Genomic DNA, 25,217 nt, shown 5'->3' with positions numbered 1-25,217 from the left:
CGGTCGAAATATGTCAGGCGGCCAGCCGCTGCTCCGGTTCCTGCGCCTTGGTGGGTTCCGCCGGGGTCGCCTCGGCCTTCACGCCGGTACGGACCCCGCCGATGGCCAGCGCCATCACCATGAGGAGCACCATCTCGGCCAGCACCACGCCGCGCTCCATCAGCCCGTAGTAGGCGCTGCCGTTGATCAGCGTGGAGGTGAAGGTCGCCGGGTGCGCCGCCAGGTAGACGGCCAGGGTCAGCCCGGAGGCCACGCTCATGGCCCGCACCGCGTTCCACCGGGGAGTGGCCGCCCGGCCCCTGGCCAGGACCCAGCCGGCGACCGGCAGCGAGGTGAAGACGACGGCCGCCGACCAGCGGTGGATCTCGCCGGACAACGAGCCCACCTCCGACGTGCCGGGGTCCGTGGGGAAGATCGCGCTCATCATCAGCCCGGCCGCCCCGGCCAGCAGCAGCACCCTGGTGGCCGCGGTACGCAGCGGGTCGGCGGCCGCCAGCCCGTACGCGAGACACAGGCACGCCCCCGCGAGCGCCAGCATCCCGATCAGCACCGGCACCAGCCCGCCGGAGAGCAGGGCGTAGTCGCTGAGCAGCACCTGAGTGGGCAGCGCGACCTGAGCGTAGGCCAGCGCGCACGCCGACACCGCCGTGCCGATCACGGTGGCCCAGAGGCTCTGCTTTGGCGTCATCGACCCACCTCGTCATAGATGCGCTCGAACCGGGCAAGCGACGACTGGTCGTCGTGGGTCAGCGCCAGTTCCCTGCTGGACTTGCCGAGCCTGGTCCGCAGGCCGTCGTCGGTCAGGATGGTCGTGAGGTGGCGGGCCAGCGAGACGACGTCGCCCGGCTCGAACAGGTAGCCGTTCTCCTCCACCAGGTGCGGCAGCGCCATCGCGTTGGCCGCCACCACGGGCAGCCCGGAGGCCATGGCCTCCAGCGTGGCGATGCTCTGCAACTCGGCGACGCCGGGCATGGCGAACACGTCGGCGGCGGCGAACGCCTGCGGCATGTTCTCGTCGGCCACGAAGCCGAGGAAGAACACCCGCTCGCCCACGCCGATGCGCCTGGCCAGCCGCTCCAGCTCGCCCCGCTGGTTGCCCTTGCCGACCAGCGCCACCTGCGCGTCGGTCTCGTTGAGGATCATCGGCAGGGCGCGGATCAGCTCGTCCAGGCGCTTCTCCTCGTCCAGGCGGCCGACGAACAGCGCCGTGGGCCGGTCGGGCAGGTCGAACATCCTGCGCGCCCACGCCTTGGGCTCGGCGTGCGGGTGGAACCTGGTCAGGTCGATCCCGCAGGACACCGGCTCGACCTCGTGCTGGAAACCCTGGGCGGTCAGGAGACCGGCGGCCAGCGGGGTGGGCGTGGTGATGTGGTCGGCCCGGCCGTAGATCCGGCTGAAGTCGCGCCACGCCAGCCGGCCCGCCTGCCGCCGCAGCCGGTCGGGGATGTGGGCGAACTGGAAGAGGTTGTCGGGCATGAAGTGGTTGGTGGCCACGACCGGCACGCCGGCCCGGCGGGCGGCGGCGATGGCGGCCCTGCCGACCACGAAGTGGCCCTGGGTGTGCAGCACGTCGGGGTTGATGCTGGCGACCAGCCGGTCGAGCCGAGTCGGGACCGTGACCCGCATGGTGGGGTGGACCAGCAGCGGCGCCGAGCGCAGCCGGTGCACGACGACGCCGTCCACCACGTCGGTGCTGGCCGGGCCCGCGTCCGACTGGCAGACCACGTGCACCTCGTTGCCGCGCGCGGCCAGGCCCGTGGCCAGGCGATGGGTGAAGTAGGCGGCGCCGTTCACGTCAGGGGGATAGGTGTCGGAGGAGATCAGGACGCGGCGGGGACGCTCAGGTGCTGGGGACAGGGTGGCGACGTCGGGGACGGTGTGCAGGGGCATGGCCATTTCGGTGAACTCCGATTTCACAGCGGCTTGGGGAGAGCCGGAGACAAGGGACAGAAGGGGGGACATCAATGGGCCTCTATCGGGCTGGTCCTGGCCAGGGCGACGGTGCCCACGGCGGTCAGCAGGGCCGCGCCGATCGGCAGGATCCCGGTCGGGAGCGGCTCGCCCAGCAGCAGCGCGCCGAAGGCCACCGCGGTCAGCGGGTCGGCGATCTGCAACGAGGCGAAGGAGACGCCGAAGTGGCCGACGGCGTACGCGCGCTGAAGCATCATGAGCGCCAGCAGCGCCGGGATCGGCAGCGCCAGCAGGTACCACCAGTTCCAGTCGCCGTCGACCAGGACGCGCATGAGGGTGGCGGTGGCGCCGTACAGGACGCCGGAGCTGGTCGCCAGCAGCGCGGCCCGGCCCGCGGGCGAGGCCGCCTTCGAGCCGGCCCACAGCAGCACCGCCGCGACGCCGGCCACGCCCAGCAGCGTGAACACGCCGTCGGGGGCGAGGTGGGTGGGACCTTCCGACTCGGGGACCAGCAGCACCAGGCCGATCAGGCCCATCGCCACCACTGCCGCCGCCGCCAGTTCCCTGCGCGACGGCTTGCGGCCGTGCATCGCGGCGGCGAGGGGCAGCGCGAACAGCAGGCTGGCCACGCCCATCGGCTGAACGATGGTCAGCGGACCGAGCCCGAGGGCGACGATGTGCAGGCCACCACCCGTCAGGATGGACACGCCGCCGAGCAGCCAGCGCGGCCTGCGCAGCAGGGCGAGCAGTCCCGGCTTGGCGGTGCCGGCCGCCTCGAACTGCTGCAGGGCGGCCCCGAGCGCGAAGAACAACGAACCGACCAAGGCGATCACCGCGGCCAGCACAGTCATTGCGCACTCCTTTCAGACGGATAGTTGCCAGGCAGGGTCAAACGGACGTGTCCGCCGGAAGTCCTTCCGGGGAAGCCTTGATGGCGCGTCGCTTCCTGGCCCATCGCACGATCTCCACGACGGCGGTGACGGACAGCGCGATGCCCAGGCCGAGCAGCAGACCCTTGATCGGGTCGTTCTCGAACGCCATCCCGCCGAAGAAGCCGATCAGCCCGGAGTACACCGCCCACGAACTGGCCGCGATCGCGTCGAAGAAGGTGAACTCGCGCAGCGGGTGCCGTACCGCGCCCATGGTGAGCGTGGTGGCGGTCCTGCCGCCGGGGATGTACCTGGCCACGACCAGGACGAGCCCGCCCCGCTCGGCCAGGGCGCCGCGCGCCCAGACGAACGCCTTCTTGTCCCTCAGCCTGCGCGCCGACTTGTGGCCGATCAGGTAGGAGATGTGGTCACCGGCGAACGCGCCGAGCGCCGCGACCACGATGACCAGGGCGAGGTTCGTCTCGCCCGAGGCGGCGAACACCGCGGCGGTGATCACGGACGTCTCGGCGGGCACGATGGGGAAGAACCCGTCGAGCAGGGCCAAGGCGAACAGCGCGACGTACAACCACGGCGATGACATCGCCTGTTCGACCAGGTCGAGGATCGCGTGCGACATGGGCGTGTACTCCGATCGTTTAGGGCACCCCCACAGCGTGTCGGTGAGGGACGGCCGGGGACATCGGGGATGCCCCGGGTCGAACGCGGCCCTTTCCCTTACGCGGGTCAGGGCCGGTACCCCATGAAGGTAGAAACTCCGCAGGTCATGGCACATCGGACGATCGGCACGCACTACCCCCTACTTTCGTCAGGGGCGGGCCGGCGACCTCCGGGTGACATCTTCGATCCAAGCGATTTCCACAGGCGGAAACAGCAGTGGAGGTAGGCGCTTTCGAGGTGGGGCTACCTCTACCGTGGTGGTGGACCGGCCCCCACCCCGACTTTCGTCAGGGGTCACACCCGACTTCGGCCGGCACCCGCGCCCGAGCAGGGCGGATAACGTCGGTGCGGTGAAGGTCCTGCGTCATCTCCGCCGCGACAGCCGCCGTCAGGTGGTCTACGATCTGCTGCTCTGGGCCGTGCTCAGCATCTGCATCACCGCCATGGGCCCCGATCCGTTCATGGACCCGGCGGGGTTCGGCATGGTGACCGCGCCCAGGGAGGCGCTCGCCGCGGTGGCCGTGCTCGTCGGCCGCCGCTGGCCGCTGGCCGCGGTGGCGCTGCTGCTGCCGCTGGGGCCGTGGCGGTTCAGCGAGGGGTTCGCGACCGTGGACCTGAGCTGGTTGTTGCCCAGGCGCAACGTGAAGATCGTCCCGCTGCTGCCGACGTCGCCGTTCATCATCTGGTACGCCTACCTGACCGGGCGGCGCCTGGCCAGGCTGTGGCCCGCTCTGGTGGCGTTCGGCGTGATCTGCCTGGTCGGCGTGGTCGTGGTGCTGCTCAGGGGCGGCGATCTGGCCCTGTGGGTGTCCATGGTGACCGCGCTGGTGGGCACCTACCTGATGCCCTACCTGTTCGGCATGCTCCGGCGCAAGCTGCTGCAGCAGCGGCTGCAGACCAGGCTGTCGGCCGAGGCGCAGGCCAGGCTGCGGGAGCGGGCCAGGATCGCGCGCGACATGCACGACTCGCTCGGCCACGACCTGGCCCTGATCGCGGTCAGGGCGGCCGGGCTCGAGCTGGCCCCCGGGCTCGCCCCGGCGCAGGTCAAGTCGGCGGGGGAGTTGCGGCTGGCGGCGGCGGACGCCACCGAGCGGCTGCGGAAGATCATCGGGCTGCTGCGCGACGACGCCGACGCCGCGCCGCTGTCCCCCGTGGGGGAGGACGTGTCGGAGCTGGTGGGCAGGGCCGCCGACTCCGGCATGGCGATCACCCTGGACCTGACCCCGGGATCGGTGCCCGCCCTGGCCCGCGCCGTCGTCCAGGAAGGGCTCACGAACGCCGCCAAGCACGCCCCGGGGGCCGCAGTCGAGGTCTCGCTCTCGCCGTACCGTGTCCGTGTGCGGAACGGGCCGCCGCGCTCCCGCCCCACCGCGCGCCGCGGCGGGCTGGGGCTGGCGGGCCTGCGTGAGCGGGTCCGGCTGGCGGGCGGAACGCTGAGCGCGGGACCGTCGGGTGACGGCTTCGAGCTGTCGGTGACCATCCCCCGTGAGGGGGAGGAGGATCCCCGCTGATCGGGAGGGAATCGCCCGCCGGGCACGCGACGCTCGGACCATGACAGAAGAAGCACCGGGCATCGGCCGCCTGACGGCCGCCATCGTGGCGATCGCCGCCATGCTGCCCTACCTCACACTGAAGATCCTCTGGCTGACGGGCAGCACCGTCGGCGTGAGCGACCCGTACCTGATGAGCGACCCGGCGATGGTCGGGCTGAACGCGATGACGTTCGGCATGGACGCCGTGGGCCTGCTGCTGGCGCTGGCCTTCACCATGCGCTGGGGCCTGCGGCTGCCGGCCTGGCTGGTGCTGGCGCCGCTGTGGGTGGGCACGGGCCTGCTGTCGGTGGTGGTGGTCACCGCGCCGATCATCGTGGCGACCGCCGGGATGGCCGCCTTCAGCGGCGGGCCCATCGAGCCGTGGGTCTACATGATGGTCTACGGCGGGTTCATGGGTCAGGGCGTCGGCCTCATGGTGGCCTTCACCCTCTACGCCCGCGACCGCTGGCCGGTCGTCTTCACCGCGGCCCCGCCCGATCAGAGGCCCGGCCCGACCAGGTCCCTGCAGGAGGTCATGGCCTGGGGCGCGCTGATGGCGGCCGTGGTGGTCGGCGGGGTCAGGCTCTCGTGGGTGTTCGGCGAGCCGTTCGCGGCGGCGGCGCAGGACGGGCTCAAGGGCCTGCTCGGGATCGCCGGGGCCGTCGCGCTCGTGCTGCTGGTCAAGGGGCGCGGCGGGTTCTGGCCGGCGCCGGCCTGGCTGGGCTCCGGATGCCTGTTCGGCTGGGGCCTCTACGCGATGATCCTCAGGTCCGTGGGCGGCCCGCTCGGCGCGGGGATGAGCGGCGCGGCCGACCTCGTGGAGCTGTTCGGCATGCTGACCGGCCTGGTCATGGGGATGTGCGGAGCACTCGTGCTGGTGGAGCGGTCAGGTGTGCGCGACGTGCAGGCGGTGCAGGAGCCGCTTGAAGGCGATGACCGAGAACGTGATCGCTGTGCCGCTTATCACGGCCACCGCTGAGGTGCGCAGCACCATGAACGCGCCCAGCGAGCCGCCCAGCGACTCGTAGACCGCCAGGAAGATGCTCAACGTCGAGTTCATCAGCAGCACGAACGCCCACAGCAGCGTGATCCTGGCGAAGAAGCGGCGAACCCGCTCGTGCTTGAGCACCGCCGACGGCAGGTGGATGTAGTCGAGCGTGAGCTTCTGCACGAGCGGCTTGTTCAGCCGCACCGAGGCGAGGAAGGCCATGCTGATGCAGATCGTGCCCATCTCCGGCTGGATGAAGAACCACATCCAGGTGCCCGTCCAGAACGCCACGATCGCCCGTATAGTGATCGCGAACGCGGCCAGGAACATGGTGGCGGGCACTTTCACCCGCTTGATCAGCCGCCAGGCCACCCCGAAGTAGACCCAGCCGACGGTGAGGGCGAGCGCCCACTTGAAGCCGAGGATGACCATGGCGAGGTAGAAGACGGCGAGGGGTGCGACCACGCCTTCGAGCAGCCGGGGAGCCGCCTGCCGGGCGAGGGCGGTGAGGCGTGGAAGAGTGACCGGAGGATGGTTCAAGGCTGCTCCGCAGATAGGCCGACGTTCAGCGTCTACCCGGGCTTCGAGGGACCAGGCATTCCTGGATGGAGCGCTGGGTGTCACCAGATGCGTCATCACCGATGTCCCGGGAAGCACGCCGGTGGCCTACCGTACCCGAGGCCTGGTGGTGAGACTGCCTCTTTTGACTCGTTCCATCTGTCTCCACGAAAACAGCCGGGCCTTGAATGCGGCTTTCATCCGAGTGACGTTGTGGCGAGCTTCGCGCCAAACCCCAGGAAAACGGCGCCGACTCCGGAGGTCAGTCCGGCGCTGAGCCGGCGGTGGCGGCGGAAGTGGGCGGCCAGGAAAGTGCCGCCGAGGATCAGCGCGGTCAGGTAGAGGAAACTGAAGATCTGGATGACCGCGCCCAGGATGGCGAACGACAACGCGGGACTGGCGTATCCGGGCGAGACGAACTGCACGAAGAACGAGACGAAGAACAGGATCGCCTTCGGGTTCAGCAGGCTGATCGTCAGGGCCTTGCGGAACGGGCGGCTCTCCGACATGGGCCTTTCCACGGGCGCCGAGTCCTCGCGCCGGGACTTCCAGGCGCCGCGGATCATCTGGAAGCCGATCCACACCAGGTAGGCGGCGCCCGCGTACTTGACGATCGTGAACAGGGTCGCGTTGGAGCGCAGGAGGGAGGCGGCGCCGGCGGCGCTGAGGAACATCAGCACGGTGTCGCCGACGAAGACGCCCGCCGCCGCCCGGTAGCCCTGGCGGACGCCGTGCTGGGCGGCGAAGGTGAGGACGTACAGGGAGTTCGGGCCGGGCAGGAGAATGATCAGAAAGGCGCCGATCACATAAGCCCAGATATCCGTGATACCGAAGAACATGCCGCTTGCTCCTGGGGAAGTACTGGTGACATATCACGGTATCGCGTGATTAATCGCCTGGTGCGTACCAGATCCCGCCATAAGCCTGCCTGTAGCCGAGCGCCCGGTACGTGGCGTCCACCAGCGCCTGGCCCCGCGGGTTGATGCCGAGTCCGGCGCCCTGCTTGTTCATCGTGTAGCCGAACGCCAGCCGCGCCGCCGGATCGCAGAACCCGGCCGACCCGCCCATCCCCACGTGCCCGAACGCGGACGCCGACATCAGCACGCCCTCGCTGTCGGCCGGCGGCAGGTGCCGGTTGTCCACCGACTTGACGAAGCCCAGCGAGAAATGCGTCGGCGCGAGCAACACGGGCCAGCACCAGCGCGGACACCGAGGCGGGATCGGTGAACACCTTGACGTAGAACGAGGGCGGCGCTTCCGGCGGCTCGGCCGCGATCGTCGGCGCGACCCTGTGCTCCTGCTCCTCCGGCAACCCCAGCCAGAGCTCCAGCCCGAGCGGCTCGGCCACCTCCTCGCGGAAGAACGTGCCGAGCGAGCGCCCGCTCACCCGCCGCACGACCTCGCCCACGAGGTAGCCGAACGTCAGCGCGTGGTAGCCGTGCCTGCTCCCCGGCTCCCAGAACGGCTCCTGCTCGGCCAGCCGCCCGGCCATCAGCTTCCAGTCGTAGAAGGCGCCCGGCGGCAGCGGCGCGTCGAGGTCGAGTTCGCCCCGCGAGGCGAGCGCGTGGGCGCAGAGCGTGGTCGCGCCCTTCGTGCACGACCAGACGTGCCCGATCGTGTCGCTCGCCCACGGAACGCCCGGCGCGGCCTGGCCGCCCCACAGATCGACGGCGACCTCACCGTCGACGATCACGCACACCGACGCGCCCACCTCGCCACGACCGGCCAGATTCGCTTCGAACTCCGCCGCGACCTGGGAGAACTTGGGATCACAGGCGCCGTGCACGGTCATTTCCCGAATCCATCACGAAGGAGGCCGCCTGTAAACCGATGACTTCCGGCTCTTCCCGGCGTCGTACACGGAGACAGGAAAGGAGCATGAAATGGATCTCGGAATCGGCCTCCCCATGTCGGGACGGCAGATCGACCCTGAGCAGATCGTCCGGGTGGCGCAGAACGCCGAGCGCGCGGGCCTGGGCGCGGTGTGGACCTTCGAGCGTCTCCTGCGCCCCGCCCAGGCCTCCATGCTGGGCATGGACCAGCCGATCTCCCTCCCCGACAACAACGCCTGCGTGTACGACCCGCTGGAGACGCTGGCGTACGTCGCCGCCAAGACCAGCACCATCCGCCTCGGCACGAGCGTCGTGGACTCCCTTTTCCACAGCCCCGTCGTGCTCGCCAAGCGGCTGGCCACGCTCGACCGGCTCAGCGGCGGCCGGGCCATGATCGGGCTCGGGCAGGGCTGGATGGAGCAGGAGTTCGAGGCGACCGGCGTGCCGGTCAAGCGGCGAGGGGCGGGCTTCGAGGAGCACGTCCAGGCCATGCGGGCGTGCTGGGGCCCCGACCCGGCGAGCTTCTCCGGCCGCTTCTACACGATCCCCGAGGCCGACGTCGGCCCCAAGCCCGCCGGGCTGACCCTGCTCGCGGGCGTGGCGGCGCCGGCGGCGATCGAGCGGGCGGCCAGGCTCGGGCTGGGGGTGACCACGGTGGTCTTCGACTGGGACCAGGTCAGGCAGACCGTCGACCTGTACGGCAAGGGCCCAGGCCCGATGGTGCTCCAGGTGAACGGCCCGATCACCGACCGCCCGCTGGACCAGCGCATGCCGCTCACCGGCTCGCCCGAGCAGGTGGCCGAGGACCTGCGGAAGGCCGGGGAGATGGGGGCCGACCACGTGTTCTGGCACCCCTTCGAGGTGGACGCGGACGACCTGCTCGGACGCATCGGGGAGATCAATACCTATTGACCGTGTAGGTAATCGGTCTATATCTGGAAAGATGACTCTCTGGACTCCGGATCCCACGTTCTATCCCTCTCCCAGAGACGCCGCCGGCGCCCCACCTGAGAGGCTGGCGTACGTCGCCGCGTTCGACCGGGCCGCCGCCCGGCCCGACGCGCTGGCCGTCATCGACACCGACCCGTCCTCGCCCGGCTACGGCACGGTCGTGGGCTGGACCGACCTGCCCAACACCGGCGACGAACTGCACCACTTCGGCTGGAACGCGTGCAGCAGCGCCCTGTGCCCGAACGCCCCGCACCCGCACGTGGAGCGCCGCTACCTCGTCGTGCCGGGGCTGCGCTCCTCCCGCATCCACATCTACGACACCAAGGCCAGGATCAGCCCGGAACTGGTCAAGGTCATCGAGCCCGACGCGCTCGCCCGCGGCGCCGGCTACTCCCGCCCGCACACCGTCCACTGCGGCCCGGAAGGGCTGTACGTCTCCGCGCTCGGCGGCGCCGGCGGCGAAGACGGCCCAGGCGGCATCGCGGTGCTCGACCACACCTCCTTCGAGGTGGTCGGGCAGTGGGAGCTGGACCGGGGGCCGCAGTACCTGGCCTACGACTTCTGGTGGCACATCAACCAGGACGTGCTGATCACCTCCGAGTGGGGCACGCCGTCGATGATCGAGGACGGGGTGGTCGGGGAACTGCTGCTCGGCCGCAAGTACGGCCACAAGCTGCACTTCTGGGACCTGCGCAAGCGTACGCACCTTCAGGAGGTGGACCTGGGCGACGAACACCAGATGCCCCTCGAACTACGCCCGGCCCACGACCCCACCCGCCTGTACGGCTTCGTCGGCGTGGTCGTCAGCGTCGAGGACCTGTCGGCGTCCGTCTGGCTCTGGTTCCACGAGGAGGGCCGCTGGCAGGCGCGCAAGGTCATCTCCATCCCCGCGGAACCGGCCGACGCCGACCGCCTGCCGCCGCTGCTCAAGCCGTTCGGGGCGGTGCCGCCGCTGGTGACCGACATCGCCCTGTCGGTGGACGACCAGCGCCTGTACGTCTCCTGCTGGGGCACCGGGGAGATCAAGCAGTATGACGTGTCGGATCCGTACAAGCCGGTGGAGCTGGGCTCCCTGCGGGTGGGCGGCGTTGTACGGCAGGACGCACACCCGGCCGAACCCTCGCTCCCGCTGCGCGGCGGCCCGCAGATGGTCGAGGTCAGCCGCGACGGCCGGCGCGTCTACCTCACCAACTCCCTGTACGGCGCCTGGGACGACCAGTTCTACCCCGACGGGGTGGGCGCCTGGATGGCCAAGATCGACACCGACTCGTTCACCTTCGACAGCCGCTTCTTCCTCCACGGCGACGCCTTCCGCGGGCTGCGCCCCCACCAGGTCCGCCTGCAGGGCGGCGACGCCTCCTCCGACTCCTACTGCTACCCGTGACCCTTGCCACGGTGTTCCTGCTCGGCGCCTTCCACGGCCTGAACCCCGCCATGGGCTGGCTCTTCGCCGTGGCCCGCGGCCTGCAGGAACGCAGCATGGACCGGCTCCTGCAGTCGATCCCGATGATCGCCCTGGGCCACCTCGCCTCGGTGGCCCTGGTGGCCCTCGTCGTCGCCGCCACCGGCTCCCTGGTCACGGGCACCGTGCTGTCCGTCGGCGGCGGTCTGGTGCTGGTGGGCTTCGGCCTCTGGCGTCTGCTGTCCAGCCGGCACTTCCGCTGGGTGGGGATGCGGCTGTCGTTGTGGCAACTGGCCGGCTGGTCGTTCCTGATGTCCTCGGCGCACGGGGCCGGTCTGATGTTGCTGCCCGTCTTCACCAGCTTGAGGGTGGAGGGGCACGCGGGCCACGCCGTCTCCGGAGGGCTGGGCGTGGCGGCCCTCCACACCCTGGCCATGTTCCTGGTGGCCCTCGTCATCGCAGTGGTGGTCTACCGGGTCGCCGGGCTGACGGTGCTCCGCCGGGCCTGGTTCAACGTGGACCGCATGTGGGCGGTGGCCCTGGTCGCCGCAGGGGTCATCACCTTGGCCCAGGTCTGAACGGGTTAGTCGAAGATTTCTTCGGCGGTGGTGGCGTGCAGGGCACGGACGAGCCAGGCATCGAGGAGGGCGAGGTCGGTGGTGCTCATGACGCGTGCGTGGACGGACTCGCTGACGGGAATCTCACGCCCCTCAAGGACCCTCAGGATGGAGATCGCCTCGCCTCTTGCTTCGCCTCTCGCTTCGCCTCTTGCCTCGCCGATGGCCTCGCCTTCCGCCCTGCCCACGGCTATGCCTTCGGCGCGGAACATCTGCGCGGTCTCCGAGCGGAATCGGTATGTGCTCATGCGAGCCAGCTCCTTCCAGATTTGTCCGGCTTCGGACCCTCCGAGGCCTATTTCTGTTTGTTCGGCGAGCGCACGCGCCGTGTCGATGTCGATCTTGTCTAGAGCGTAATCCAGAGCTTTCAGTATGGCACCTGCCTTCGGCGAGTGTGCGTGGGTGAATGCGGAGTACATGGTCAGCACGACCTCCGCCGCCGCCCGCTCCGGATCCGTGATCGGGTCGACGATGTCCGGGCCGAGCACCCAGGGGCATACGACCAGGGAGGGGTGGTCCACCAGGCCGATCGCCAGCTTGCCGCGTGCCCACCGGGTGGTGGCCATATCCGAGCAGGCCACCAGGAGTGATACCGGGCACTCGTACTTGATGTGCGCGTAGCTGACATAGTGGGCCCAGGCGGCCACCTTCCTGTCGTCTCTTTTCAGTTGTGCCTCGCTGATGAGGATGTGCTTTTTCCCTTGGTGGGAGGTGAGCATCATCACTGTGTCGGCGCGCCGGTCGATGGGCCTTATTTCCGTCATGTCTGTATCGACTATCGCAATATCCCGGGGAGTGGGAAAGTCGATGTGGAGCATCTTGAATGCATGGGAGTAAAGCTCCGGATTGTCGCGAAAGATGCGGTGGAGCCCCTCGTGCTCGGTGGTTGGCATGTGTGGAAAGTTATCGCGAATCGGTGTTCGATTTTGCCGTCTCTTTGGGAATGGAATATCCGTCGGTATAAATTATGCGTACGAAGTGGAAAACTGTTTCACCGCGGGAGTAATAAACCTGCGTGCTGAGTGGTGCCGGCAACGGGGCAGGATGTGACATGTGCGGATATCCATCCTGGGCCCGCTGGAGGTCGAAGGCGACGGAGGGCCGATCGCGATCGGTGGGTTCCGGTTGCGGGCGTTGCTGGCGATGCTGGCGCTCGAAGCCGGGCATACCGTCACGGCCGAGCGGCTGATCGACGCCCTGTGGCCGGAGGAGCCCCCGGTCAACGGGCCCAATGCGTTGCAGACGCTGGTCAGGCGGTTGCGGGTGGCGTTGCGGCCTCATGACGTGGTGGAGAGCAGGCCGGGCGGGTACGCGCTGGCCGTGGCGGACGACGACGTGGACGCCTTGCGGTTCAGGCGGCTGGCGCCGACGGGGGACGGGCTGGGGCTCTGGCGGGGGGCGGCGCTGGCCGACCTGACCGCCGTGCCGCGGCTGGCGAACGTGGCCGCCGCGCTGGAGCAGGAGCGGCTGGGTGCCGTCGAGGCGCGGGCCGAGGCGCGGCTGGCGACCGGGTCGCCGGTGGATCTGAGCGCCGAGGTGGCCGCGCATCCGTTGCGGGAGCGGCTCTGCGCGCTGGCCATGCGGGCCCTCGCCGCCTCCGGGAGGCAGGCCGAGGCGCTGGAGTTGTTCGAGCGGACCCGCCGCACGCTCGCCGACGAACTCGGCGTCGATCCCGGGGCCGAGTTGCGGGCCGCCCATCTGGCCGTCGTGTCAGGGGAGGGACAGCCGCAGGCACGTCAGCCCGTACGGCACAAGGGCAACGTACGGGCCCCGCGGACCAGCTTCATCGGGCGGAAGGCCGAGCTGGAGCAGATCCTGCGGCTGCTCGGCCGGGCCAGGCTCGTGACGCTCGTCGGGCCGGGAGGCGCGGGGAAGACGCGCCTGGCCACCGAGGTCGCGCTCCAGATGGACGGCGGCGACGGAGCCTGGATGGTGGAGCTGGCCCCCGTCAGCGAGGCCGAGGACCTCGCGGGGGTGTTGCTCGACGCGCTCGGCATGCGGGAGGACCGCCCGCGGTACCGGAAGGCGGAAGAGGAGCGCTACCCGGTGGCGGAGGATCCGGTGGCGCTGGTCGTCGAGGCTCTCGCGGGGCGGCGGGCGCTGATCGTGCTGGACAACTGCGAGCACCTCGTCGAAGCCGCGGCCGACCTGGCGGAACGGCTGCTCACCGAGTGCCCGGCGCTGATCGTGCTGGCCACCAGCCGGGAGCCGTTGAGCCTGCCGGGCGAGCACCTGGCCCCAGTGCCGCCGCTGGAGCCGCCGCCCATCGGGGCCGAGCCGGCGCTGGCGGAGGCGTACCCGTCGGTCAGGCTGCTGGTCGATCGGGCCACGGCCGCCAGGCCCGGGTTCGTCCTGGACGAGGGGAACGTGGCGGCCGTGGTGGCGCTGTGCCGCAGGCTGGACGGGATGCCGCTGGCCATCGAGCTGGCGGCGGCCCGGCTGCGTACCATGACGCCGCGGCAGCTCGCCGACAGGATCGACGACCGGTTCAGGCTGCTCACCGGCGGCAGCCGCAGCGCGCTGCCGCGCCAGCAGACGCTCAGGGCAGTGGTCGAGTGGAGCTGGGACCTGCTGGAGGCGGAGGAGCGGGTGCTGGCCAGGAGGCTGAGCGTGTTCGCGGCCGGGGCGACGCTGGAGGCCGTGGAGGAGGTGTGCGGAGGCACACCGGACGTGCTGGGCGCGCTGGCCGACAAGTCGCTCGTCCAGGTCTCGCCTGAGGGCCGCTACTCGATGCTGGAGACCATCCGCGCCTACGCGCTCGAACGCCTGGAGGAGGCGGGCGAGGTGGGCGCGTACCGGCGCGGGCATGCGGTGTACCTGCGCGACCTGGCCGAGCGGGCGACGCCGGAGCTGCGGACGAGCGCCCAGATCGGCTGGATCGAGCGGCTGGCGGCCGAGCGCGACGATCTCACGGCGGCGCTGCGCTGGGCGCTCGACGAGCGGGACACCGAGCTGGCGCTGCGGTTGTGCGCGGGGATGAACTGGTTCTGGTGGATGTGCGGCTACCGGAAGGAGAGCGCGGCGTGGGCCACGCAGGTGCTCGAACTGGCCGGTGACACGCCGCCGCCCGGCCTGGCCGCGGCGTACGCGGCCTGCCTGTTCGCGTACGGCGTGGACAAGTTCGCCTCGATCGTCAGCGACCGGCCCGCCATGCGGGAGATGACCGGCCGGATCGACCGGCTGATCGAGCGGGCGGAGCGGGAGGGCCCCGTGCACCCGCTGATCCTGCTGAGCAGGGCCGTCATGGCGGCCGCGGCCGGGCTGGACGATCGCGCCACTGAGCTGCTCAGGACCTACGCCGCCAGCGACGATCTCTGGTTGTCCAGCTCGGCCCTCATGATCGGATCGCACCGCGGCGAGGAGGAGCTGGAGCGGGCGGTGGCCGGATTCAGGAAGCTCGGCGACCGGTGGGGGCTGAGCGAGGCGCTGCTGGGGCTGGCCGCGGTCAGGGCCGCGCGGGGCGCTCCCACCGACGACCTGATCGCCGAGACCTGGTCGCTGACCAGCGAGTGGGTCAGCGCAGACGAGGCGATCTCCACGCTGACCAGGCTGGCCGAGCTGCGGTTCAGGGCGGGCGACCTGGACGGCGCGGCCGAGGACCTGGCCAGGGCCAGGGCCGGCGTGGATGAGGACACCAGCCCGTACACGCGGATGCATCTCGGCCTGGCCGAGGCCCTGTACGCCTGCCGCCGCGGCGACCTGGAGCGGGCCCTGGAGATCTACCGCGGCCTGTTCGAGGTGCTGCCCGACGTCGTGCCGGTGGTGCCGTTCACGGTCTCGCTCATGACCGCCTACGGCCGGGCGCTGGCGCTGGGCGGCGACGTGGACGCGGCGCTCGCGCAGCACCGCGCCGCCCTGGAGCTGTTCGACGGCCCCAGCCCGGACCGGCCGTTGTTCTCCGAGGTGCTGGCCGGGTTCGCGCTGGCCGCGCAGGCGGGGGGCGACGAGGAGCGGGCGGCGGTGTTGTTCGGGGCCTCAGCGGCGATCGAGCCGCACGACACCTCGCCCGAGACCGTCGAGGGGACGCGAGCGGCCGGGGCCGCGCTGGGCGAGCGGCGCTTCGCGGAGTGCTTCGCCAAGGGCGCGGCCATGCCCAGACCAGAGATCTACGAGATGGTGGGCAGTACGGCGTAGGACGGGGCGTGCAGGGTGGTGGTGCCCTTCTCGGGGTTCCTGCCAAACCTGGGGAAGTTGGAGCCCGCCACGTCGATCCTGATCCGGTGCCCGGGCAGGAACGCGTTCGAGATCGCGCCGAGCGGCACCGTCACCTCGCGCACCTCGCCGGGGACCAGCCCGGTCACCCTGACGATGCCGTCGGTCAGCAGCTCGGCCCGCCCGGACGGATGCACGTCGATCAGCTTGGCGGTGAGGTCGGTGGCGGGCGCGGTGGAGGAGACGCGCGCGACCAGCTCGACGTGCCCGCTGACCTCCACCCGCTCCGCCAGCGGCTCGCTCTGGTGGCGCAGCACGTCGGCGCGCTCGTCCAGCGGGCGCTGGTCCAGCGGGCCGAACGCGTCGAACATCATGACCGCGCCGCCGACCGTCGGCACCGGGTCCGCGGGGTCGCCGGCGAACTCGGCCGCGCCGCCGGTGCCGGGGGTCGTGGAGAGCGTGCCGTCCCGGCCCAGGTGGTACGGCACGCGCCGGGCCCGCCGGATCGGCCAGTCCGCCTCCTCGCGCCACTCGTCGTCACCCATCACGAAGATCTTCACCCTGGCCCGGTCGCGCGGCGCCGCCCCGCGCAGCCACTGGTCGAACCAGTCGAGGTGCGTCCCGGTCCAGTCGACGGCGTCCTGGCTCGCGTGGTCCCCGTAGCCGCGCCCGCAGATGTCCCTGTCGTGCGTGAAGTGCGACCACGGGCCCACGATCAGCCGCGAGTCGCCGCGCAGCCGTTCGTAGTGCTCGATGGAGGCGTCGACGAAGTAGTCGTACCAGCCGGTGCTGACCAGCGCGGGCACCTCGATCGCGGCGTGGTCGACGATCCCTTCGCGCCAGAGCGGGTCGAGGGGGTCGGGGGTGTCCATCCAGGGGGCGTAGAAGGGGACGAGGTCGGTCAGCAGGGGCTGGTCGCTGAGCGGCAGCCGGTCGGACAACTCCCCGAACCGGACGGCCTCGGCCAGGTAGGCCTCCTTGTCCCGTGGGGTGGCCGTCCCCCGGGCGATCCTGCGGTCGAGCTCGTGCGGGCCCAGCACGATCAGGCCGACCGTGAGGAGGACGTTGAGGTTGGGGATGCCGCCCGGCTGGTAGACGCACTCGTACAGGCCGGCGGGGGAGACGTGCGGGGCGATGGCCCGCAGGCCCTCCGGCCGTTCCTGGGCGGCGAGAAGCTGGGTGATGGCCAGGTACGAGTCGCCGTACATGCCGATATTTCCGTCGGACCACGGCCGCGTCGCCGCCCAGCGGACCGCGTCGTACCCGTCGGCCGCCTCCCCGCTGATGAAGCGCAGCTCGCCGTCCGAGTCCCCGGTCCCGCGTACGTCCTGGGCCACGACCGCGTACCCGGCCGCCACCAGGCGGGGCACGTCGAGGTGGAACCCTGGACCGGACAGGCCCCTGCCGTACGCGGTGCGCGACAACAACACCGGGAAGCGCCCGGACTCGGCGGGCCGCCACGCCGTCGCCACGAGTTCGACGCCGTCACGGGTGGTCATGGTCTCGGTGGTCTCGATCATCGAACTCTCCTGTTGTAGGCACGAAGGGCAAGGGGGAAGAACAGGGCGAGCAGTCCGGCGGTCCAGCCGAGCGTGATCCACACGTCGGCCATCACCAGCCCGCCGCCCATGAGGCCGCGCAGGGCCCCGGCCAGGTGCGAGACCGGGTTGACCCGCATCCACCAGGTCAGCCAGCCGGGCATGTCGCTGGCGGGCACGAAGGCGCTGCTGCCGAACGTGAGCGGCAGCAACACGGCCGTGGCCAGGCCCTGCATCGAGGTGACGGACTTGGCCACCAGCCCGATCCAGGCCGAGCCCCAGCTCAGCGCCATGGTCATGAGCAGCACCAGGCCGATCCCGGCCAGCGCGGCGAGCGGGCTCGTGGTGACGCGGAAGCCGACGGCGTACCCGACGGCCAGCGACATGGCGATGGTGATCAGCAGCGTGAGCATGTCCGCCAGGACGCGGCCGGCCAGCGGCGCGGACCTGGCGATCGGCATGGTCCTGAACCGGTCGAAGACGCCGTTGCCGATGTCGGTGGCCAGGTTCATGCCGGTGGTGATCGTGGCCATCAGCGCGACCTGGACGAGCACGCCGGGCAACATGTACGCCACCGCGCCCGCCCGGTCACCGCCCGCCGCCCCGCCGAACAGGTACACGAAGATGACGATCATGAAAACGGGCTGGAACAGCAGCCCGGCGAGCTGCCCCGGACTGTTCTTCAGCGGGATCAGGCTGCGCCAGGCCAGCGTCAGTCCCTGGGAGACGGCGGTGGTCATCGGGGGCCTCCGGTGAGGGTGAGGAAGACGTCGTCGAGGGAGGGCAGCCGCAGGGCGTGCTCGGCGAGCACGATGCCCGCGTCGTCCAGGTCCCGCAGCACCGCGGGCGGCACGGCCAGGTCGTGCACGGGCAGGGTCAGCAGCCCGTCGGCGGCGCGCACCCCGAGGATGGCCTCGGCCTTCTCCACGTCGGCGGCGCGCAGTGGCCTGACGTCGAGCCGATGGCCGCCCGCCAGTGCCTTGAGCTCGGCGGGCGTGCCGGCCGCCGCGACCCGGCCGCGGTCGATGACCAGCAGGTCGTCGGCGAGCTGGTCGGCCTCCTCCAGATACTGGGTGGTCAGCAGCACGGTCACCCCGTCGGCGACCAGCTCCCGCACGATCTCCCACAACTCACCGCGGGCGTGCGGGTCCAGGCCGGTGGTCGGTTCGTCGAGGAACAGGATCCGCGGCCTGCTGACCAGGCTCACCGCCAGGTCGAGGCGGCGGCGCATGCCTCCCGAGTAACCACTGGCCGCCCGGCCCGCCGCCTCCTCCAGGCCGAACCTGGCCAGCAACTCCGCGGCCCTGGCCCGGGCCGCCACCCTGGACAGACCGAGCAGGCGGCCGATCAGCAGCAGGTTCTGGGTGCCGGTGAGCTTCTCGTCCACGGAGGCGTACTGGCCGGTCAGGCCGATCAGCTCGCGGACCTTCGCCGGGTGACGGGTCACGTCGTGCCCGCCGACCAGGGCCCGGCCGGCGTCGGGCGCGGCGAGGGTGGCCAGGATCCGCACGGCGGTGGTCTTGCCCGCGCCGTTCGGTCCCAGGACGCCGAGCACGGCTCCGGTCCTGGCCCTCAGGTCGATGCCGTCGAGGGCGGCCTTGTCGCCGTATCTCTTGGTGAGCCCTTCGGCTTCGATCGCGTACTTCATGCCTCCGAGAGTGTCGGGCCGTCCTGGCATCCACCTGACACTTCCCTGTCAGCCAATGGCAGCACCCGATGCGGCACGACAGCGGACAGCGTGATCACGGTGGTGCCGCGCCGCACGCCCGGGATCGCGAGCATGGCATCGATGACCCGCTGGAGGTGCTCGTGGTCGCGCCCCGCGATCCGGCACCACACGTCGCCGGGCCCGGTCACGATGTACGCCTCCAGCAGCTCGGGGATGGACTCCAGGGCCTTGGAGATGTGCTCGCGGGCCGGCTGCTCGACCTCCAGCGTGGTGAACGCCTGCACCGGGTGCCCGAGGGCGGCGGGGGACAGGTTCGGGCCGAAATCGGTGATCACGCCGTCGGCGGTCATGCGGTCGAGCCGGGCCTGTACGGTCCCGCGCGCCACCCCTAGCAGCCGGGCGATCTCCAGCAGCCCGCTGCGCGGGCGCTCGGCGACCAGGCGGAGGAGGCGAAGGTCGAGAGCGTCGAGACCCCGCCGGCGTGCTGGCATATTCGTCTCCAGAAGTCCGCTTCCACTGTCAGATCGGCAGTACGCGGCGAGGGCTGTTGTCAGATCCGCCATCCGTTGCCGAGACTTCGGATCTTATGGAGCACCAGCACCCGTTCGTTCCCTACCAGCAGGAGCGCTACGAACCCGAGGAGATGGTCAGGCGCGGCGAGGAGTTCCACCGGCTGGTGGACCGGCGGCGCAGCGTGCGGGCGTTCAGCGCGGAGCCGGTTCCGTACCGGTGTGTGGAGCTGGCCGTGCGCGCGGCCAACACCGCGCCGTCGGGCGCGCACCAGCAGCCGTGGACGTTCGTCGTGATCGGCGACCAGGAGACCAGGCGGCGCGTACGCGAGGCGGCCGAGGTGGAGGAGCGGCAGAACTACGAGGGCGGCCGGCTGCCACCGGACTGGCGCGCGGCGCTGGAGCCGATGAAGACCACCTCGGACAAGGGCTACCTGGAGGTGGCGCCGTGGCTGGTGGTGTGCTTCGCCGAGAAATACGGCCTGACCTCCGGCGGCGAGAAGGTCCGGCACTACTACGTCAACGAGAGCGTCGGCATCGCCTGCGGCCTGTTCATCACGGCGCTGCACGTCATGGGCCTGTCCACGCTCACCCACACGCCGAATCCGATGGCCTTCCTCAGCGAGATCTGCCATCGCCCGCCCAATGAGCGCCCCTACATCCTGTTCCCCATTGGCTACGCGGCCGAGGGCGCGGAGGTGCCCGACCTGACCAGGAAACCCTTGGAACAAGCACTTATCCCCATGTCCGGAAAGTTGGGTCTTTCCTAGGGGATTCAACGTCTTCACTCTCGGTTCAGGCGCCGGTCGACACCCGAGATCCCGAGCGCCTGAGGAGGACGAGGTTGAAACGCCGATTAGTCATCCTGCTGGCAGCCCTCAGCCTGATCACCCTGACCGGAATGACAGGGGTGGGCGCCACCGCGGAACCGCCGCCGAACAAGCAGTATCGCGTGTCGGGTCCGGCCAACTCTCAGCAACGCAGTGCCGTGGCGGCCACCGGAGCCGCCATCGAGGAGGTGGCCGGCGACTCCGTTCTGGTCACGGCCACGGAAGCCGAGGTCTCCGCCATCAAGCGGCTCGGCTACCGGGTGGCGGAGGTCCCGCGCCCGACACCCCCGTCCGTCGACGCGTTTGACTTCCCGCCGGCGGACTCCGGGTACCACAACTTCGCCGAGATGACGGCCGACATCAACGCCCTGGTCGCGGCCCATCCGAACATCGTCAGCCAGACGACGTTCGGCACGTCGTACGAGGGCAGGGCGCTGCGCCTGATCAAGATCAGCGACAACGTCGGCACGGACGAGAACGAGACGGAGGTGCTGTTCACCGCCCACCAGCACGCCCGTGAGCACCTCACGGTCGAGATGTCGCTCTACCTCATGCACCTGCTCGCCGACAACTACGGCACCGATTCGAGGATCACCAACCTGGTGAACACCAGGGAGATCTGGATCATGCCGGACCTGAACCCGGACGGCGGCGAGTACGACATCGCCACCGGCTCCTACCGCTCCTGGCGCAAGAACCGCCAGCCGAACTCCGGCTCCTCGGCCGTCGGCACCGACATGAACCGCAACTGGGCCTACCAGTGGGGCTGCTGCGGCGGCTCGTCGGGCACGACGTCCAGCGAGACCTACCGCGGCGCGAGCGCGGAGTCGGCCCCCGAGGTCAGGGCGGCGGCCAACTGGGTACGCGGCCGTGTCGTCGGCGGCGTCCAGCAGATCAGGACGAACCTCGACTGGCACACCTACAGCGAACTGGTGTTGTGGCCCTACGGCTACACCTTCAACGACACCGCCCCCGGCCTGACCCAGGACGACCGGGACGCGCACGCCACCCTCGGCCAGAACATGGCCTCGACCAACGGCTACACGCCCGAGCAGGCCAGCGACCTCTACATCACCGACGGGACCATCGACGACTGGATGTGGGGCGTCTACAAGATCTTCAGCTACACCTTCGAGATGTACCCGACCGGCTCCAGCCCCGGCTTCTATCCGCCGGACGAGCAGATCGTCCCCCAGACCACCCGCAACAGGGAGGCGGTGCTGCGCTTCCTCGAATACTCGGACTGCGTCTACCGCATCATCGGCAAGGAGGCCCAGTACTGCGGCACCGGCACCCCGCCGGTGACCGTCTACTCCGACACCTTCGAGACGGCCACGGGCTGGACGACGAACCCGAGCGCCGCCGACACGGCCACCACCGGCACGTGGGAGCGCGGTGACCCCGCGGCCACCACCTCCACCGGCGCCAAGCAGCTCGGCACCACGGTCAGCGGCACGAACGACCTGGTCACGGGCCCCCTGGCGGGCACCGCCGCCGGCGACTTCGACATCGACGGCGGCATCACCTCGATCCAGTCGCCACCCATCACGCTGCCGTCGACGGGCGCGCTGAACCTCTCGCTCTCCTGGTACCTGGCGCACGGCTCGAACGCCTCCAGCGCCGACTACCTCCGGGTACGCGTGGTCGGCACCACCACGACCACCGTGCTCAACCAGGCGGGCGCGGCCACCAACCGCAACGGCGCCTGGGCCACCGCCACGGCGAGCCTGAACGCCTTCGCCGGTCAGACGGTCCGCATCCTCGTCGACGCCGCCGACGCCTCGGGAGCCTCCCTGGTGGAGGCAGGGGTGGACGACGTCAGGATCACTCAGCAGCCGTAAACCGAAATCACTTTCCGCCGTACGAGACGTGCGTCTCGTACGGCGGAGCCATGTTTGGGCCTTGTAAGCACGGGATGTCAAAGCTACGATCGCGACAACTCTTAGGAAACTTTCCTAAAAGTAATCATCAATCGGACAAAACCTGACACCCCCTGCAAGGTTACTGGCGCCGACACCCCCCGGGCCCGCGTTTCACCTCCGCGGGCCGTGCCGTACGGCTTGCGCTCTCACCCCCCGGTGCAAGCCGTACGGCACGCACACCTCCATAAGGAAGAACTCCGTGAAAGTACGCGCGATTCTCCTGGCACTCGCCACCCTCGCACTCAGCCTTCAGGCCCTGCCCGCCCAGGCCGCCGCCGCCACCGCGACGTTCGCCAAGGTCTCCGACTGGGGCTCGGGCTTCGAAGGCAAGATCACCGTCACCAACGGCACCACCGCCGCCATGCCCACCTGGAACGTGCAGTTCGACGTGCCCTCGGGCTTCACGATCCCCTCCGCCTGGGACGCCGTGATGGCGCGGAACGGGCAGCACTACACCTTCACCCCTCCCACCTGGGCATCCCCACTGGCGGCCGGCGCCAGCACGACCTTCGGATTCAACGGCAGCCCAGGTAACTTCCCGGGCATCACCGGCTGCACCCTCAACGGCGCCTCCTGCGGCGGGGGCGGCTCGACCCCCGGCGTCCCGGGAACCCCGGGAACGGCCGGGGCCAGCACGACCGGCAGCGCCATCACGCTCACCTGGGGCGCGTCGAGCGGCACGGTGACCGGCTACCGCGTCTACGAGGGCACCGCGGTCAAGGCCACGGTCACCGGCACCACGGCCACGATCAGCGGGCTCGGCGCCTGCGAGACCCACAGCTACACCGTCAAGGCGTACAACGCGCAGGGCGAGTCACCGGGACAGGGCGTCACCGCCACCACCACCGGCTGCTCCGGCGGCGGCGGGACGTTGCCCAAGCACATCCTCACCGGCTACTGGCACAACTTCGTCAACCCCGCCGTCGAGCTCAAGCTCTCGGCCGTCCCGAACGAGTACGACCTCGTCGCCGTGGCGTTCGGCGAGGCCACCTCCACCGCCGGAGAGGTCGTCTTCGCGGTCGATTCCGGGCTGGCCTCAGCCGTGGGCGGCTACACCGACGCCCAGTTCAAGGCCGACGTGCAGGCCCTGCACCAGCGCGGCAAGAAGGTGATCCTGTCGGTCGGCGGCGAGGCCGGGCGCGTGCAGGTGGCCGGCGCGGCGGCGGCGACCAAGTTCGCCGACACCGTGTACGCCCTCATGCAGAGCTACGGCTTCGACGGCGTGGACATCGACCTGGAGAACGGCCTCAACGCCACCTACATGGCCCAGGCGCTCAGGTCGCTGCGCGCCAAGGCCGGCTCCGGCCTGATCATCACCATGGCCCCGCAGACCATCGACATGCAGTCCACCGGGATGGAGTACTTCAAGCTCGCCCTGTCGATCAAGGACATCCTCACGGTCGTCCACACGCAGTTCTACAACTCCGGCTCCATGCTCGGCTGCGACCAGGCCCAGGCGTACTCGCAGGGCTCGGTCAACTTCATGACCGCGCTGGCCTGCATCCAGCTCGAGAACGGCCTGCGCCCCGACCAGGTGGCGCTGGGCCTGCCGGCGGGACCGGGCGCGGCCGGCGGCGGCATCGTCGCGCCCACCCTCGTCAACCAGGCACTCGACTGCCTGGCCAAGCGCACCAGTTGCGGCACCTTCACCCCACCGCGCGCCTACCCCGACATCAGGGGCGCGATGACCTGGTCCATCAACTGGGACGCGAGCAACAACTGGTCGTTCTCCAAGACAGTCAAGCCCCACCTCCAGGGAATGCCATGAGACTTCGCAGCAGACTCACCGCCTTGGCGGCCGGCCTGGTCCTCGCGCTGACCGGCGCGGGACCGACCATCGCAGCGCCCGCGGCGTACGGCGCGACGCAACAACTGGCCGTCGCCTGGGCCCCGTGGACCGCCTACGCCACCGGCGCGGTCGTCACCTACAACGGCGTGGACTACGTGTGCCTGCAGGCGCACACCTCCCAGCCCGACTGGACGCCGCCGAACGTGCCCGCCCTGTGGAAGCAGGGATCGGGTGGCGGCGGCGGCAACGACACCACGGCCCCGTCGGTGCCCGGCAACCTCCGCTCGACCGGCGTCACCTCCAGCAGCGTCTCCCTGGCCTGGAACGCCTCCACCGACAACGTGGGCGTCACCGGCTACAACGTCTATCGCGGCGGCACCCTGGTCACGACCGCGACCGGCACGTCGTTCACCGACACCGGCCGCGCGGCGAGCACCGCCTACACCTACACCGTCCGCGCCCGTGACGCGGCGGGCAACCTGTCCGGTGTGAGCAACTCCGTCACGGCCACCACCTCCGCCGGCGGCGGCGGCGGCCCCAACCCCACCAAGATGCCCGGCGCCCCCTACCTCTACATGGGCTGGGGCAACCCGCCCAACCCCGGCACGGTCATGGACGCGACCGGCGTCAAGTCGTTCACGATGGCGTTCATCCTGGCCAGCGGCGGCTGCACCCCGGCATGGGACGGCAACCGCGCGTTGACCGGCGGCGCCGACCAGCAGGCGATCAACACGATCAAGTCCAAGGGCGGCAGCGTCCAGGTCTCCTTCGGCGGCTGGTCGGGCAACAAGCTCGGCCCCAACTGCGGCACGCCGCAGGCGTTCGCGAACGCGGTGCAGCAGGTCATCAACGCCGTCGGCCCCGCCGTCGTGGACTTCGACATCGAGAACACCGACGAGTTCGAGAACTACACCGTCCAGGACCGCATCCTGAACGGGCTCAAGATCGTCAAGGCGAACAACCCGAACGTCAAGGTCGTCGTCACCTTCGGCACCTCGACGTCGGGCCCGACCAGCCACGGCATCCGGCTGATCAACCAGTCGAGGGCGCTCGGCGTGCCGATCGACAACTACACGATCATGCCGTTCGACTTCGGCGGCGGCGCCAACATGTACCAGAGCACCGTCAACGCCTCCGAGGGCCTGAAGAACGCGTTGAAGAGCGCCTTCGGCTGGACCGACGCCCAGGCGTACGCGCACATGGGCATCTCGGGCATGAACGGCCTGTCCGACCAGCAGGAGCTGACCTCGCCCGCCACCTGGACCCAGATCCGCGACTGGGCCAACTCCCACGGGCTGACCAGGCTCGCCTACTGGGCCGTCAACCGGGACCGTCCCTGCCCCGGCGGCGGCGTGGTCTCGAACTGCAGCGGCATTGCCCAGTCCGACTGGGAGTTCACCCGCACCACCGCCGGATTCTGACCCGCTGGGCGGCCCGCCCTTTCCTGCGAGGGGGCGGGCCGCAGTGAGG

General features: G+C 70.4%; 22 protein-coding genes and 1 pseudogene. 10 read left to right on the top strand and 13 right to left on the bottom strand.

What is annotated here, in order from left to right; genetic code table 11:
• Positions 1-13: 13 nt before the first annotated feature.
• The 4 genes from ACFPZ3_RS46575 to ACFPZ3_RS46560 all read right to left on the bottom strand — a co-directional run bounded on the left by ACFPZ3_RS46575 (position 14) and on the right by ACFPZ3_RS46560 (position 3,417).
• On the bottom strand, positions 14-688 hold the full coding sequence (locus ACFPZ3_RS46575) for a DUF998 domain-containing protein (RefSeq protein WP_379520835.1): 675 nt from the start codon (positions 686-688) through the stop codon (positions 14-16).
• Entirely contained in the window at positions 685-1,896 is a 1,212-nt protein-coding gene (locus ACFPZ3_RS46570) for a glycosyltransferase (protein ID WP_379520834.1), read from the bottom strand. The genes ACFPZ3_RS46575 and ACFPZ3_RS46570 overlap by 4 nt, the downstream gene beginning before the upstream one ends.
• A 65-nt stretch (positions 1,897-1,961) precedes the next feature.
• On the bottom strand, positions 1,962-2,762 hold the full coding sequence (locus tag ACFPZ3_RS46565) for a DMT family transporter (RefSeq protein ID WP_379520833.1): 801 nt from the start codon (positions 2,760-2,762) through the stop codon (positions 1,962-1,964).
• 37 nt (positions 2,763-2,799) lie between these two features.
• On the bottom strand, positions 2,800-3,417 hold the full coding sequence (locus ACFPZ3_RS46560; RefSeq protein ID WP_379520832.1) for a DedA family protein: 618 nt from the start codon (positions 3,415-3,417) through the stop codon (positions 2,800-2,802).
• A 391-nt stretch (positions 3,418-3,808) separates the two neighbouring features.
• Here ACFPZ3_RS46560 and ACFPZ3_RS46555 point away from each other — a divergent pair, with 391 nt between their 5' ends.
• The gene (locus ACFPZ3_RS46555; RefSeq protein WP_379520831.1) at positions 3,809-4,969 is read left to right on the top strand and encodes a sensor histidine kinase; all 1,161 of its coding nucleotides are present in this window, start codon (positions 3,809-3,811) and stop codon (positions 4,967-4,969) included.
• 40 nt (positions 4,970-5,009) lie between these two features.
• A complete protein-coding gene (locus ACFPZ3_RS46550; protein ID WP_379520830.1) occupies positions 5,010-5,969 on the top strand; it encodes a hypothetical protein in 960 nt (319 codons plus the stop codon).
• Here ACFPZ3_RS46550 and ACFPZ3_RS46545 read toward each other — a convergent pair.
• From ACFPZ3_RS46545 to ACFPZ3_RS46530, 4 genes and pseudogenes are all read right to left on the bottom strand, one after another.
• Positions 5,877-6,518, bottom strand: coding sequence for a VC0807 family protein (locus ACFPZ3_RS46545; protein ID WP_379520829.1), 642 nt, complete (start codon positions 6,516-6,518; stop codon positions 5,877-5,879). The two genes, ACFPZ3_RS46550 and ACFPZ3_RS46545, sit on opposite strands and share 93 nt — an antisense overlap.
• Before the next feature lie 215 nt (positions 6,519-6,733).
• Positions 6,734-7,375 carry a leucine efflux protein LeuE gene (gene leuE / locus ACFPZ3_RS46540; RefSeq protein WP_379520828.1) on the bottom strand — a complete coding sequence of 214 codons (642 nt, stop codon included), beginning with the start codon at positions 7,373-7,375 and terminating at the stop codon, positions 6,734-6,736.
• Between the two features lie 49 nt (positions 7,376-7,424).
• Positions 7,425-7,724 (bottom strand): hypothetical protein, encoded by a 300-nt coding sequence (locus ACFPZ3_RS46535; protein WP_379520889.1) that lies wholly within the window; start codon positions 7,722-7,724, stop codon positions 7,425-7,427.
• Positions 7,723-8,328 (bottom strand): annotated as a pseudogene (locus ACFPZ3_RS46530) (serine hydrolase domain-containing protein); the annotation flags it as partial. The pseudogene ACFPZ3_RS46530 and the gene ACFPZ3_RS46535, both read right to left, overlap by 2 nt.
• Positions 8,329-8,419: 91 nt before the next feature.
• Between ACFPZ3_RS46530 and ACFPZ3_RS46525 the strand changes: the two are divergent.
• The 3 genes from ACFPZ3_RS46525 to ACFPZ3_RS46515 are packed head-to-tail and all read left to right on the top strand — an operon-like array spanning position 8,420 to position 11,299.
• Positions 8,420-9,280 (top strand): TIGR03619 family F420-dependent LLM class oxidoreductase, encoded by an 861-nt coding sequence (locus ACFPZ3_RS46525; RefSeq protein ID WP_379520827.1) that lies wholly within the window; start codon positions 8,420-8,422, stop codon positions 9,278-9,280.
• A 31-nt stretch (positions 9,281-9,311) separates the two neighbouring features.
• A complete protein-coding gene (locus ACFPZ3_RS46520; RefSeq protein ID WP_379520826.1) occupies positions 9,312-10,703 on the top strand; it encodes a selenium-binding protein SBP56-related protein in 1,392 nt (463 codons plus the stop codon).
• Positions 10,700-11,299 carry a hypothetical protein gene (locus tag ACFPZ3_RS46515; RefSeq protein ID WP_379520825.1) on the top strand — a complete coding sequence of 200 codons (600 nt, stop codon included), beginning with the start codon at positions 10,700-10,702 and terminating at the stop codon, positions 11,297-11,299. The genes ACFPZ3_RS46520 and ACFPZ3_RS46515 overlap by 4 nt, the downstream gene beginning before the upstream one ends.
• 5 nt (positions 11,300-11,304) lie before the next feature.
• Here ACFPZ3_RS46515 and ACFPZ3_RS46510 read toward each other — a convergent pair whose 3' ends face one another.
• Entirely contained in the window at positions 11,305-12,231 is a 927-nt protein-coding gene (locus tag ACFPZ3_RS46510; protein WP_379520824.1) for a hypothetical protein, read from the bottom strand.
• A 160-nt stretch (positions 12,232-12,391) separates the two neighbouring features.
• On the opposite strand from ACFPZ3_RS46510, the gene ACFPZ3_RS46505 reads away from it, so the two are divergent.
• A complete protein-coding gene (locus ACFPZ3_RS46505; protein WP_379520823.1) occupies positions 12,392-15,472 on the top strand; it encodes an AfsR/SARP family transcriptional regulator in 3,081 nt (1,026 codons plus the stop codon).
• Here the strand turns inward: ACFPZ3_RS46505 and ACFPZ3_RS46500 are convergent.
• Genes ACFPZ3_RS46500 through ACFPZ3_RS46485 form a run of 4 tightly spaced genes read right to left on the bottom strand, consistent with a single transcriptional unit; the run spans position 15,445 to position 19,188 of the window.
• Positions 15,445-17,010, bottom strand: a complete 1,566-nt coding sequence (locus ACFPZ3_RS46500) for a CocE/NonD family hydrolase (RefSeq protein WP_379520822.1) — start codon at positions 17,008-17,010, stop codon at positions 15,445-15,447. The two genes, ACFPZ3_RS46505 and ACFPZ3_RS46500, sit on opposite strands and share 28 nt — an antisense overlap.
• Entirely contained in the window at positions 17,007-17,768 is a 762-nt protein-coding gene (locus tag ACFPZ3_RS46495; protein WP_379520821.1) for an ABC transporter permease, read from the bottom strand. Before ACFPZ3_RS46495 ends, ACFPZ3_RS46500 begins: the two co-directional genes overlap by 4 nt.
• Positions 17,765-18,676, bottom strand: a complete 912-nt coding sequence (locus ACFPZ3_RS46490) for an ATP-binding cassette domain-containing protein (RefSeq protein ID WP_379520820.1) — start codon at positions 18,674-18,676, stop codon at positions 17,765-17,767. Before ACFPZ3_RS46490 ends, ACFPZ3_RS46495 begins: the two co-directional genes overlap by 4 nt.
• Positions 18,673-19,188 (bottom strand): Lrp/AsnC family transcriptional regulator, encoded by a 516-nt coding sequence (locus ACFPZ3_RS46485; RefSeq protein ID WP_379520819.1) that lies wholly within the window; start codon positions 19,186-19,188, stop codon positions 18,673-18,675. Before ACFPZ3_RS46485 ends, ACFPZ3_RS46490 begins: the two co-directional genes overlap by 4 nt.
• Before the next feature lie 95 nt (positions 19,189-19,283).
• Between ACFPZ3_RS46485 and ACFPZ3_RS46480 the strand changes: the two genes are divergently transcribed.
• The 4 genes from ACFPZ3_RS46480 to ACFPZ3_RS46465 all read left to right on the top strand — a co-directional run bounded on the left by ACFPZ3_RS46480 (position 19,284) and on the right by ACFPZ3_RS46465 (position 25,168).
• Positions 19,284-19,976, top strand: a complete 693-nt coding sequence (locus ACFPZ3_RS46480) for a nitroreductase family protein (RefSeq protein WP_379520818.1) — start codon at positions 19,284-19,286, stop codon at positions 19,974-19,976.
• A 74-nt stretch (positions 19,977-20,050) separates the two neighbouring features.
• Positions 20,051-21,877, top strand: coding sequence for a M14 family metallopeptidase (locus ACFPZ3_RS46475; protein WP_379520817.1), 1,827 nt, complete (start codon positions 20,051-20,053; stop codon positions 21,875-21,877).
• Between the two features lie 280 nt (positions 21,878-22,157).
• Positions 22,158-23,726, top strand: a complete 1,569-nt coding sequence (locus ACFPZ3_RS46470; protein WP_379520816.1) for a chitinase — start codon at positions 22,158-22,160, stop codon at positions 23,724-23,726.
• Entirely contained in the window at positions 23,723-25,168 is a 1,446-nt protein-coding gene (locus ACFPZ3_RS46465; RefSeq protein WP_379520815.1) for a carbohydrate-binding protein, read from the top strand. Before ACFPZ3_RS46470 ends, ACFPZ3_RS46465 begins: the two co-directional genes overlap by 4 nt.
• The last annotated feature ends 49 nt before the right edge of the window (positions 25,169-25,217 follow it).

The organism is Nonomuraea insulae (genome assembly GCF_042656245.1).
The sequence above is the reverse complement of the archived record's forward strand: the minus strand, read 5'-3'. Positions and strand labels throughout refer to the sequence as shown.